Source organism: Bacillus sp. AK031 (assembly GCF_053903065.1).
In genome coordinates this window covers 2,387,394-2,399,675 of record NZ_CP096424.1, presented here as the reverse complement: position 1 = coordinate 2,399,675, position 12,282 = coordinate 2,387,394, and the positions used below count along the sequence as shown (strand labels likewise).

Annotated in this window: 11 protein-coding genes; all 11 read left to right on the top strand. The window is 42.6% G+C overall.

Annotated elements, in window-relative coordinates; all coding sequences use genetic code 11:
* Positions 1-14 precede the first annotated feature (14 nt).
* Positions 15-737 (top strand): ATP-binding protein, encoded by a 723-nt coding sequence (locus M1E09_RS12360; protein WP_456271174.1) that lies wholly within the window; start codon positions 15-17, stop codon positions 735-737.
* A gap of 113 nt (positions 738-850) precedes the next feature.
* Positions 851-1,258: a cupin domain-containing protein gene (locus M1E09_RS12355; RefSeq protein ID WP_456271173.1), complete on the top strand. Its 408-nt coding sequence runs from the start codon at positions 851-853 to the stop codon at positions 1,256-1,258.
* A gap of 77 nt (positions 1,259-1,335) precedes the next feature.
* Entirely contained in the window at positions 1,336-2,202 is an 867-nt protein-coding gene (locus M1E09_RS12350; RefSeq protein ID WP_456271172.1) for an aldo/keto reductase, read from the top strand.
* 1,072 nt (positions 2,203-3,274) lie between these two features.
* A complete protein-coding gene (locus M1E09_RS12345) occupies positions 3,275-4,075 on the top strand; it encodes an alpha/beta hydrolase (protein ID WP_456271171.1) in 801 nt (266 codons plus the stop codon).
* A 191-nt stretch (positions 4,076-4,266) separates the two neighbouring features.
* Positions 4,267-5,163, top strand: coding sequence for a phytoene/squalene synthase family protein (locus M1E09_RS12340; protein WP_456271170.1), 897 nt, complete (start codon positions 4,267-4,269; stop codon positions 5,161-5,163).
* Positions 5,153-6,649, top strand: coding sequence for a phytoene desaturase family protein (locus M1E09_RS12335; RefSeq protein WP_456271169.1), 1,497 nt, complete (start codon positions 5,153-5,155; stop codon positions 6,647-6,649). Before M1E09_RS12340 ends, M1E09_RS12335 begins: the two co-directional genes overlap by 11 nt.
* Entirely contained in the window at positions 6,642-8,033 is a 1,392-nt protein-coding gene (locus M1E09_RS12330; RefSeq protein WP_456271168.1) for an aldehyde dehydrogenase family protein, read from the top strand. Before M1E09_RS12335 ends, M1E09_RS12330 begins: the two co-directional genes overlap by 8 nt.
* Before the next feature lie 158 nt (positions 8,034-8,191).
* Complete coding sequence (locus M1E09_RS12325) at positions 8,192-9,718, top strand: phytoene desaturase family protein (protein WP_456271167.1); 1,527 nt, start codon at positions 8,192-8,194, stop codon at positions 9,716-9,718.
* A gap of 87 nt (positions 9,719-9,805) precedes the next feature.
* On the top strand, positions 9,806-10,912 hold the full coding sequence (locus M1E09_RS12320) for a glycosyltransferase family 2 protein (RefSeq protein ID WP_456271166.1): 1,107 nt from the start codon (positions 9,806-9,808) through the stop codon (positions 10,910-10,912).
* A 445-nt stretch (positions 10,913-11,357) separates the two neighbouring features.
* Positions 11,358-11,657 (top strand): HesB/YadR/YfhF family protein, encoded by a 300-nt coding sequence (locus tag M1E09_RS12315; protein ID WP_456271165.1) that lies wholly within the window; start codon positions 11,358-11,360, stop codon positions 11,655-11,657.
* A 113-nt stretch (positions 11,658-11,770) separates the two neighbouring features.
* Positions 11,771-12,172 carry a MarR family winged helix-turn-helix transcriptional regulator gene (locus M1E09_RS12310; RefSeq protein WP_456274974.1) on the top strand — a complete coding sequence of 134 codons (402 nt, stop codon included), beginning with the start codon at positions 11,771-11,773 and terminating at the stop codon, positions 12,170-12,172.
* Positions 12,173-12,282 lie beyond the last annotated feature (110 nt).

Sequence of the window (12,282 nt, the reverse complement as noted above, 5' to 3'; positions counted from 1 at the left end):
GAGGTGAATTCTTTTTGGATAATAATGGTGCAGGAGAAATAACAGGATTGATAACCCCTGATCTAAAAGTAGAAAATGCAGAGAAATTATCCATTGCCGGACAATTAGCTGCAGGAATTGCTCATGAAATCCGTAACCCTATTACTGTAATCAAGGGATTTATCCAACTATTGAATTCCAATGAGAAGAATGAATACTTTACGATCATTTCTTCTGAAATTGAAAGGATAGAACAGATCCTTAGCGAGCTTTTGATACTTTCCAAACCGCAAGAAACTAAATTTGAACATATCGAAATTATGAGATTGTTAAATCAGGTAATCACCCTGCTTAATCCTCATGCTCTTCTTTATAATGTAGAAATCATTAAAGATTTCCATACTAAGGATGTATTAATAGAATGTGATGAAAATCAATTAAAGCAAGTTTTTATAAATTATATCAAAAATTCGGTAGAATCCATGTCCGATGGGGGGAAGCTAATCATCAAAGTAAGGGAATCAGGGGTTGAGGCAGTAAGTATTCTTTTCATTGATGAAGGGGTTGGAATGGCTGAAGAGGTCCTCTCTAATTTAGGCAAACCATTTTTTACGACAAAAGAAAAAGGCACAGGGTTAGGTTACATAATAAGTAAAAAAATAATAGAAACCCACTCTGGTGAAGTCAGTGTCTTGAGTGAAGTAAACAGCGGTACAACTATTGAGGTTACATTACCTTTATCCCAAGGTTTATTCTAAGAGAGCAAATGTAGAGTTTCAAAAAAATAAGATTTACCTCTTGACCTAGAGTGCACTTTAAGGGATAGACTGAGAAACGAAATAATTAAATATCAAAAATTGGAGGATTTAAAATGGCTAAACATGAAGATGTGAAGAATGGTGTTATTTTCCCGGCCGGAGAAAAAAATGAAGCATTTTCACAATATTTTGTTGGACAAAGTTATCTGAAGTTATTAGCTGCTGACCCCAATGTGAGTGTAGGAGTCGGGAATGTGACATTCGAACCAGGGTGCAGAAATAACTGGCATATTCATCGTGAGGGATTCCAGATCTTATTAGTGACTGGAGGCGAAGGCTGGTACCAAGAAGAAGGTAACCCAGCTCAATTCTTAAAAGCTGGTGATGTTATTATCACGCATGACGGTGTGAAACACTGGCATGGTGCTGCAAAAGACAGCTGGTTTGAACACATTGCCATCACTTCAGGTAAGGCGGAATGGCTGGAGCCAGTTGATGATGAAACCTACAACAATTTATAAAAAGCTGTGTATCACTAAATCAGCAGGAAAATGACAAGGCAAGCTGCAATCAACCAATAAAAAAGGAGAGGTTAAATATGATTTTAAAAGAAAACTATACTTTATCTAATGGACTTGAGATTCCTAAATTAGGACTTGGAACATGGATGATAGAAAATGATGTTGTGGCACAAGCAGTGGTGGATGCAGTGAAAATCGGTTATCGCCATATAGATACAGCACAGGCATATATGAATGAGAACGGTGTTGGTGAAGGAATCAGAGCATGTGGTGTGAACAGGGAAGATTTGTTTATCACAACAAAACTTGCAGCCGAAGCAAAGTCATATGAAGAAGCGGTTTCAGCAATTGATCAATCCCTTGAGGCGATGGGTCTTGATTATATTGATATGATGATCATCCACAGCCCGCAGCCTTGGATGGAATTCGGTGAAGAAGACCGTTTCTTTGAAGGAAATCGTGAAGCATGGAGAGCTCTTGAAGAAGCATATAATGCTGGAAAACTTCGTGCAATAGGTTTATCCAACTTCCAAAAAGAGGACCTGGATAACATTCTAAGTGCTTGTACGGTCAAACCGATGGTCAACCAGATTCTGGCTCATATTAGCAATACACCAGAAGAATTGATTCAATACACTCAAGAACAGGGCATTCTTGTAGAGGCTTATTCACCGATCGCCCATGGAGAATTGATGAAGAATCAAAAAGTTGTAGAACTCGCAGAAAAATACGGGGTTTCTGTACCTCAATTAAGTATCCGCTATGATTTGCAGCTTGGTCTTCTTCCGCTGCCTAAAACGGCAAATCCAAATCATATGAGGAATAACGCAGAAGTGGATTTTGAAATTTCCGAAGAGGATATGGAGTTCTTGAAGAACCTGGAACAAATCAAAGATTACGGTGAGGCAAGCGTAATGCCGGTATTTGGCGGGAAGCTGAAGTAGTCCGTAACAGGTACATTTACTGTAAATAACATGAATTAAAAGAGGCTGGGACAAAACCTTAAAAAAGGCTCTTTTCGCAAAGAATGTGTCTGAGTAAAAAGAATGGATTTCCGCTGCAGGTGCACGACACCGAGGGGCGGGCGGTGAGCCTCCTCGGCTTTGCCTGCGGGGTTACGTTCCAGTGGGTACGTAACCTTGGTCTCACCTGTCCCGCTAGTCCCGCAGGAGGTCGCGCACCTTCCGCTCCAATCCGCTTACGTTAAGGAAGCAGCGGTAAATAACCTTAAAAGTAACCTCTTTAAGATAAGAGCCTAATAACATGAATGAACCGCATGAAGTCAAGAGTATATAACCTTGATCTCATGCGGTTTTTTTTTCGATTATTTCTGCTTAAATCAATTAGTTTTCAACATATGTCCCAGCCTCTTTTTTATTTTGAAATAGGCTTAAAGAGTCGAATAGAACAATCCCATGTATATCAATAATAAATTGTATATTATAAAAAATGTTTAATTATGTTGAAAGATTGTTTGGTTGATTGAGACTGAGGTATAAAGAAAGATGTAATCGCAGAATGCATACTTGTAAACTTATAGGAGGAAAGAAAGAGAGTGGCAGTGCGGTACATGCAACTTTTCTTTACTAACACCCAACTTGGCGAATAATCATTGGATAAGTGGGAGAGGTGCTATGAATGGTTGAGGTTGGGCACTTGCCCCCGGCGAGGTTAAGGCTATATCATACGGGGAATCAGGCCCCGAATCGGAAATTCCAGATTATCAAGACGTAATCCAATGCAGGGAAGCAGCTCTTTTAGTGGAAAAGATAGTTAATGGCATAAAGAACTTAGAGATTATAAATACATATTGACATAAATCCTATTACCCAGGACCCATTAGAATGAAAAGAAGCATGTGTTAAAGACAATTAAAATTTTAACCTTTTCGAATTAAACATCTAAACTAGTAAAAGCGAGGTGACACTCATGTTCAAAGGTATCATTGCAAAAGTACTGCGTCTCCTCCCAAACCAAGCAAAAAAAAGACCGATGCTTCCTCTGAAGGAGGTAGAAATGAAAAAAGACGTGGTAGTGGAAACATCTGTGCAACCTACTCCCGTATCCCTCTATTATCCTCTTGGAGTTAAACAGAAAAAGCTCCCTGTCTATATCAATCTCCATGGTGGGGCATTTATCATGAATGAAAAGGAGATGGATGATCCCTATTGCCGCTTCCTGGCCAATGAGGCAGGATGTGTTGTGCTGAATGTCGATTATGCGAAAGCACCGGAGTATACTTTTCCGAAACCAATTGAACAGGTCTATGACATTCTGCAATGGGTGAAGGGGAGAGCCGATGAGTTGAATATTGATGCGGAAAAAATCATGGTGGGCGGACAGAGTTCAGGTGGGAATATCGCAGCAGCCCTCTGTCTCTACCTTGATGAGAAAGGGGACGACCAGCCGCTGCTCCAAGTGCTATCCTGCCCGATGCTGGATTTTGTCACACCGCATGGGGATAAACCGGAACCGGATAAGTGGCGTGCCCGCTATCCTCAAGTGGCCCATTTTCTAAACATGTGTTACGTACCTTTAAAAGGACAAGCTGGGCATCCTCTTGCTTCCCCGGTTCAAGCAGAGGTGAGCGGCAGCATAGCCCCTGCCCTTATCCTCATAGCGGAGTTTGACGCATTCAGACCCGAAGCAGAATATTATGCTGAAAAATTAAAAACAGCAAGCGTAAGCGTTCAGGATGAATTGTTCGAAGGCTGTTCGCATGCATTTACCCATCTGGGGCCAAGAGAAAGAGCTGAAGAGGCCTGGCAGTTGATTGCAATGAAAATCAAAGCAGTGGCAGACTTGGATCAAAGTTGAAACTCCCTCTTCGTTATTCCTTTCTTCCTATAATGTGTTTCTCAGCACATCCAAAGTTTTTCGGGGATAAAACAGGGTATAAAATAAGTGCGAAGGTTACTGACTTGGCGGCAGTAGAAAAAAGATGATCAAGCCTCTTGATGGTATAACGATATATCAATGATCTGTACTTGGATCAAAAGGAGATGGATATGGATAAAGTGCAAAGGCAAGCGGATTTTGATTACTGTGAAAGGATTATAAAAAAACATTCCAAAAGCTTTTACTATGCATTTTCACAACTGCCACGTGAAAAAGCACATGCCGTTTATGCTATCTATGCTTTTTGCAGGACCGCAGATGAGTGTGCAGATGGAAACCATTCATCCATTAAAAAGGTTCAGCTCCTGAAACAACTAAAGAAAGAACTTGATTTGTTCAACGATCATGAGGAATTGGATAAACCACTGTGGCGGGCACTCAGACACGTATTTAATAGGTATGAGATGGATACCGGTCCGTTCTATGACCAACTGACCGGCCAATCAATGGATATAACATTCTCAGCCCCGAACACGATGAAGGAGCTGGAACGGTACAGTTACTATGTAGCTGGGTCTGTCGGTTTAATGCTCCTGCCTGTCATCGCTTCAACATCTTCAGCGGATTTACATTCACCCGCGGTCAGTCTTGGCGTGGCCATGCAACTAACGAATATACTGCGTGATATCGGTGAGGATTACCATGAGAAGAACCGCATTTATCTACCCAAAGATGAACTAAGCTATTTTCAATATTCACAAAGTAATCTACATAAGGGCATGATCAATGAAGAATTCATAAACCTATGGGAGAAACTTGCGGCACGTGCTGAATCATTGTACAGCGAGTTTTTACTCAATATAGAGCTGTTCGATACTGATAGCCGACTCCCCATCTACCTGTCTGCCCATATTTATAAAGGCATACTGGACGCTGTGCGAAACAATGGCTATCAGTGCCTAACCAAACGGAACTTTGTGACAAAAGAAAAAATGACCCAAATCAACGCTGCAGCTTACAGAATCCTTGATTTGCGGGAAGGAGATGCATTAACAGTTGAAAAATAAAACCGTACTCGTCATTGGAGCCGGACTCGGAGGTCTGTCGGCTGCGATCTCACTGGCACAGGCCGGATACGATGTCTCATTATATGAAAAAAACAATCACATCGGCGGAAAATTGAACCGCCTTGATCAAGATGGTTTTGGCTTTGATCTTGGACCATCTATCTTGACGATGCCGCAGATTTTTGAAAGATTGTTTGCGGCCAGTGGGAAATCCATGAAGGACTACGTCAAAATCGAGAAGCTGAATCATCAGTGGCGCTCTTTTTTCCCCGATGGAAATGTCATAGACTTATATGAAGATTTGAAAGACATGCAAGAGAAAAATGAGTCCTTGAGTGAAAAGGATATCCATGAATATCAAAAACTGCTGGACTATTCAAAAACGCTTTATGACATGACGGATAAAACCTATTTTCAGCATGGTGTCGACAGGGCGAGAGAAATCATGAAGCATACGGGTCTGTTCAGTGCGATAAAGAACTTTGATCTGTTTTCAACGGTTCACAGCGGGATTGATAAACGGATCAGCAATGACCAGTTCCGCGATATGCTTTCTTATTTTATCAAATACGTCGGTTCGTCCCCTTACGATGCACCTGCCGTGCTGAATATGATGATCTACATGCAGCATGACCAGGGTGTATGGTATGTACCCGGCGGTTTGAATAAACTGGCGGACGGTCTGGTGAAACTGGCTGAAGAGGTGGGTGTTAACTTCCACCTCGGAAGGCAGATCGTCAAACTTGAAAAGAAGGATGGCGAAATCACAGGAGCCGTTTTGGAAGACGGGACAACACTGAAGGCAGACTACTTTGTTTCCAATATGGAAGTCATCCCGGTTTACGAACGATTGTTGCAGGAAGAGAGCCATTATATTAAAAAGTTGAAAAGGAAATTCGAGCCGGCCTCTTCCGGACTCGTGATGCATCTGGGCGTGAAAAAAAGCTATCCGAAGCTGCGCCATCATAATTTCTTTTTTGCAGAAAATATGAAGGAGCAAATGCAATCGATCTTCCATCGCCGTGAACTGCCGGATGACCCGGTCATTTATCTGGTGAATGTCAATAAGACCGATCCGACGCAAGCTCCTCCAGGGCATGAAAATATAAAAGTGCTGCCGCATATTCCTTTTATCCGGGATGAAAAGCCATTTACGCAGCAGGACTATGAACAATTCGCAGAGCGGGTGCTGATCAAATTGGAAAAAATGGGCCTCGATGACTTACGGAAACATATCGTCACAAAGGATATGTGGACACCGGAAGATATAAGAAGGACGTATGGCTCTGACCGCGGCGCGATTTATGGAACTGTTTCAGACAACAAGAAGAACAAAGGATTCAAGCATCCGAAACAGAGTGAACGCTATAACAATCTCTATTTCGTCGGCGGGACGGTGAACCCGGGCGGCGGAATGCCGATGGTTACGTTAAGCGGCCAGCTTGTAGGCAGAAAGATTGTGGAAAAGGATTCAACCCATGCCTGACGAGGCTTTTCTGAAGGCACTACCGGAAAGGCAGAGGGAGGATCTACTTTCCAGGGGAAGCCCCTCACTTGAAATGCGAAAACAACAGCTGTTGAAGCTAAAGAACATTCTTTTGGAGCATGAAAAGGCATTTATCGGTGCCCTCCGATCCGATTTGGGAAAACCGGCATTCGAGGCTTTTTCATCTGAAATCGCCGTCTTATTAAATGAAATCGATTATATTTATAGGCATCTGGCCAGATGGATGCGCCCGATCCGTTCCCGGCATCTGAAAATGGGATATGTGGAAACAATCAACAGAAAGAGGCATCCATTCGGGAGTGTGCTCATCATTGGTTCATGGAACTATCCCCTCCAGCTTTCCTTGATGCCGGCTATCGGGGCAATCGCCGCCGGAAACCGGTACGTGATCAAACCATCCGAGCATGCACCGGCAACGGCACAACTGCTGAAAGAGGTCTTGAATCATGCATTTCCTCCCGAACAAGGAATTGTTGTGACGGGGGATTCAGAGACTGCGAGCCTGTTGACTTCTTCCCCATTTGACCTGATTTTTTTCACAGGAAGCGGCGATACCGGAAAACTTGTGGCTGAGCAGGCAGCAGGACAGCTCATACCGGTGATCCTAGAGCTCGGCGGGAAAAACCCCTGCATCCTCGATGAAACAGGCTTTTCAGAAGCCGCCATCCGGGACATCGTCTGGGGGAAATTCCTCAATGCCGGCCAAACCTGCATTGCACCGGACACCTTGTTTGTCCAGGAATCAATTTATGAAAAAACGCTTTTGGAACTTTCTGCTTCAATCACCGCTTTCTACGGGGAACGTCCACAGGAGAACGTTGACTATGGCAGGATCTGTACGGATGCCCATTTTCAAAAGGTGGTTGAGTTTATCGGGCAGGGGGATGTCTCGCACGGCGGTGCATATGATCGGAACGATCGGTTCATCGCCCCGACCGTGGTGACGGATTTGGAACCGGGAAGTCCGATTATGCACAAAGAGATCTTCGGACCGGTCCTTCCCGTGATACCCTATAAGGATTTAAACACATTGTTATCCAGTAGAATGATTCAACGGGATGCACTTACGGGATATATGTTCAGTAAAGATAAGAAAGGTATCCGGCTGTTCAAGGACCACATGCAGTCACCGACCATCAGCGTCAATCAAGTGATACATCATGCTGCGAGTCCCCAAATCGCATTTGGCGGGAAGGGGAGAAGCGGATACGGTGCTTATCACGGGAAAGCCGGATTTCTGGCCTTTAGTTATGAGAAAACAGATTACAGAGCGCATCATTTTATCCGTATGCGGGGGAAATTCCCGCCCTATTCCAATCGAAATATGAAGGCATTGAAAAAGTTCAGGAAGTGGTTGTTGTAATAGGAAGAGTATGGACACGGTAGTATTTTTAAAACAGGGGGGTACCATGGTTGTTTCACTTCCTGATCACTAGGATCATTATCATGAATGTGTTTTTGCCTGCCCCTTTGGTTTGAAAAGAATTGATGCAGCATATTGTAAGGAAATGAGGGGTTCACATGAGTAAGAAAGTCATTGTCGTCGGGGCAGGTGTCGCAGGGATGGCCAGTGCCATCAGGCTGCAGCATGCGGGGTACGAGGTGGAAATCTATGAAAAAGGGTCAAACCCCGGGGGCAAAATGAATCGAATTGAACTGGATGGCTACACATTTGATTTGGGGCCGAGTATCGTCATGATGCCGGAACTGTATCGAGAAATCTTTGAACTATGCGGCCGCGACCCTGATGAGTATATTCCCATGCAAAAATTAGACCCGATTTATCGGGCATATTTCAGTGATATTCCTGACAAGCCTTTTGATATTTCCTCGGACCTAACCGAATTGACAAAGACGATAGAGTCGATCAGCGAAGAAGACACAGAAGGATTTTTTCAATATCTGCATGAAATTTACAAGCGTTTTGTCATCGCAAAGCAGCACATCCTTCAGCGACCGTTCCGCAAGAGGTCTGATTTTTATAACCTCCCCATGTTGAAAAAAGCGTTGAAACTGAAACCATACGATACGGCAGACACGTTTATAGGAAAATTCATTAAGGATGAACGGTTGAAACAGTTGATCAGTTTCCAAACGCTGTACATCGGAATTTCCCCTCTTAAAAGTCCATCTTTTTATACCATGATCCCAATGATTCAATTTTTATATGGAGTATGGTTCATTAAAGGCGGCATGTTTACGATGGCCCTCGCCATGGAGAGGCTCTTTAAGGAACTTGGAGGAAACATACACTATGGCAAGGCTGTGCAGGAAATAAGCATTAACCATAAGAAGGCGGACGGGATCATCGTGGACGGCCAAACAATCCCTTCGGATTATGTCGTCTGTAATGCAGATTTCCCGTATGCCATGAAACACCTGGTCAAAGACAAGAAGGCCAAAGGGAAATTCCACGATAAAAAAATCGACAGCATGAAATACTCCTGTTCATGTTTTCTCTTATATCTCGGTATGGACCGGAAATACGAAGAAATCGACCATGTACATAATTTTATTTTCAACGAAAAACTGAATCAAAATCTGGAAGATATATTTGATGGAAAAAAACTGACTAATGCTTCCTTTTATGTTTACATTGCTTCGAAAATGGATCCATCCCTTGCACCCGAGGGGAAGGATGGATTGTATATCCTGATGCCGGTCTCTAATGTCGCAGCAGCAGATTATACATGGGATGAGGAAACCGTTTCGTATTATCGAAGCTACATTTTAAATGAGTTAAAGAAAATCCGTGGTTTCGAAAACATTGAAGAGGAGATTGTTACCGAAACTCATACAACCCCCCTCGACTTTGAGTCGAAATTCAATGCCTATAATGGCGCCACGTTTGGTCTGCAGCCAACCCTTGACCAAAGCAATCATTATCGTCCGCAAAGCAAGGCCACTCATTGTGAGAATTTATATTTCACAGGCAGCAGTACACATCCCGGGGCCGGTGTCCCGATTGTGCTGTTATCGGCCAGAATTACAGCACAGGAACTGATACAGGATGATACAGGAATCTTGCATGATTACTCAGTAAAATAGGGCCTGAGTGAGTTGTGTGTGAACACGTAAATAAGTGCTGGTCGGGAATAGGTGTATGCTTACATGCGGAGAAAGGAGGCGGGTTTTGTGACAGTATCAGAAACGGTTAATCTCGCAATTGGGTTTCTGGCAGTGGTGATCGGCATTATCATGTTCTGGTCCTTGCCGGTTCCGGGGTTCACCTCGAGAAATGCGGCCGGTCTCCCGTTTCTGTCCATCATTATCCCTGCCAGGAATGAAGAAGGCAGGATCTCACCGTTATTGCAATCACTGCAGGAGCAGCATTTCAAACAATTAGAAATCCTCGTTGTGGATGACGATTCATCAGATAATACGGCTGCTGTAGCGGAAAGTTACGGTGCGACGGTCCTGCGGAATAATGGGGCAGGAAAGTCTTCGGCCTGCTGGCTCGGTGCCGAGCATGCAAAAGGGAGCTGGCTGTTGTTTTTAGATGCAGATACGAGGTTCACCTGTGGGGATGGGATAAGCAATCTACTGCATTTCTATCAGGAAAAAGGAGCCAGGGGGATCGTGGCCTTGCAGCCTTTTCATACAGTGGAACGGTGGTATGAACACCTTTCGGTTGTATTTAATATCATTGTCGTGGTGGGGATGAATCTGTTTACGGTCTGGGGATCGCGGTTTAAGACCGCCGGATCGTTTGGTCCTTGCATCCTATGCGATAGGGACGATTATTTTTTGACCGGGGGTCATAAAGGAATCGAGGGAGCCATCATGGATGATCTCGCACTGGGAGAAGCATTTCTTGATAAAAATCTCCCAGTCCGCTGCCTGGGTGGCAAAGGGATCATCTCCCTGCGCATGTACCCGGAAGGTATGGGGAGCCTGATTGAAGGATGGTGCAAAAGTTTTGCCGTCGGTTCCAAATCAACTCACCCAGTGGTCATGCTGATGGTCATCCTCTGGATTTCCGGTAGCTTGACCACTGCAGGAGCATTGATCTCTTCCACTATTGAATTGGATGCAGCTGCCATGATGTTGAGTGGAGTTTTGTATATCCTTTATACGATTCAGACGGCATGGTTTGCCCGCAGGGTCGGTGATTTCAGGTGGGAGGGATTCCCTTTTTATCCGGTGTTGTTTCTATTTTTCGCAGGAATCTATCTGTACTCCTTCATCCGAGTGAATGTATTTCATTCGGTGAAGTGGAAAGGGCGGAAGATTAAGGTTTGATGGCTTTAGTCCCTGTGCGGATCATGGGGGAAAGGTACTATGACACAGCCATTACAAGTGTAATGCCTGTATTGGGCGGGAAGGTGAAATAGTCGGTTACTGGGACCATTATATTAATTAACAATAGCATTATCAACAAAGAAAAGAGCAGAAAATTCTGCTCTTTTCTTTGTTTTATAGTATGTTTGATAGAAAAATAGGAGTTTTAAAAGTGTTCATAATAAATTGCCGAAAATCTGCTTGTTACAAGTTGACATTTTTTCAGTTTAGCAATAAACTAACAGAGAAATCAGTTTAGTGTTAAACTGATACATAAAAATTTTCCCTTTTAACTATTAAAAATGAAACTTAAATAAGTTTTCTCGGTTACACTATCATTAAGCTAGGAAGAGATATGCTTTTCCGTTCTTAGAGAAAATAGGGGGAAAGGAGGTCAGAGTGGGGTATGAAATTTTCAGTTAGCAACGAGGCAGCCCAATGGTTTATATACGAGTGTGATTTGTCACCAGGCGATCATGTTGAAATCTTCACGAAAATATACGGAGGGATTCCGACAGTGTATCCTGATTATTTTTTAGGAATGTCAGTGGGAAAAACAGATGAAGGTGCAAGTTTGAAAACAGAAGTTGAAAATATCACTTTTTATATTTCTAATGGTGACGAGTGGCTTCTGGATGAGTATAACTTGAACATTAAAATAAGCAACGGTGAAGTTGATTATATTTTCATAAAATCAGAAGATTGATCAATTCTTATAAAAAGGTGTCGTGCCTCTGATTCGACTCCTTATTCTAAAATATATTAGTTGGAGGAGAAACTTTGAACGAAGAACCTAATAAATATAATACTGATAGGGATATGAAATATAGCGGTCTGCTATGGCATAGAATTGTCAAGATTTACAAAAATAACACAAAAGCAACCAATCTTTTGTTAAGTGAACTGAATTTGTCTAATGCTCAATTTGATGTCATTAGCAGAGTGGCTGAATCCGGAGTACTGTCGCAACAGGAATTAGCAGAGAAACTCTTGGTAACAAAAGGAAACATCACTCAGTTGCTGCAAAAACTTGAACAAATGAAGTTAATAAAGAAAGAAAAAGAATGGAAAACAAATTACATTTCGCTTACTGTTGAAGGAAAAGAGTTATATGACAAAATAACTCCATTCCTGAGAGACTTCCAATTCAATTATTTCTCAAATTTAACACAGGAAGAAAAGAAACAATTGTTATATTTGCTTAGAAAGGTACAAGAATAGATTGTTTAATAGAAATATAAGTGAGCTTGTTGATTTCAATAAAGAATAGAAATCTTTGTTTTAGTGTAAAAGAATGATTCTTGTACCTTCTTATTGGCCATGTTGTTGAG

What these genes read in the sequence shown, in the direction of transcription:
- M1E09_RS12310 (WP_456274974.1), top strand. Translation starts at nt 11,771, where the DNA reads ATGAAATATAGCGGTCTGCTATGGCATAGAATTGTCAAGATTTACAAA.
- M1E09_RS12330 (WP_456271168.1), top strand. Translation starts at nt 6,642, where the DNA reads ATGCCTGACGAGGCTTTTCTGAAGGCACTACCGGAAAGGCAGAGGGAG.
- M1E09_RS12325 (WP_456271167.1), top strand. Translation starts at nt 8,192, where the DNA reads ATGAGTAAGAAAGTCATTGTCGTCGGGGCAGGTGTCGCAGGGATGGCC.
- M1E09_RS12315 (WP_456271165.1), top strand. Translation starts at nt 11,358, where the DNA reads ATGAAATTTTCAGTTAGCAACGAGGCAGCCCAATGGTTTATATACGAG.
- M1E09_RS12355 (WP_456271173.1), top strand. Translation starts at nt 851, where the DNA reads ATGGCTAAACATGAAGATGTGAAGAATGGTGTTATTTTCCCGGCCGGA.
- M1E09_RS12350 (WP_456271172.1), top strand. Translation starts at nt 1,336, where the DNA reads ATGATTTTAAAAGAAAACTATACTTTATCTAATGGACTTGAGATTCCT.
- M1E09_RS12340 (WP_456271170.1), top strand. Translation starts at nt 4,267, where the DNA reads ATGGATAAAGTGCAAAGGCAAGCGGATTTTGATTACTGTGAAAGGATT.
- M1E09_RS12345 (WP_456271171.1), top strand. Translation starts at nt 3,275, where the DNA reads ATGAAAAAAGACGTGGTAGTGGAAACATCTGTGCAACCTACTCCCGTA.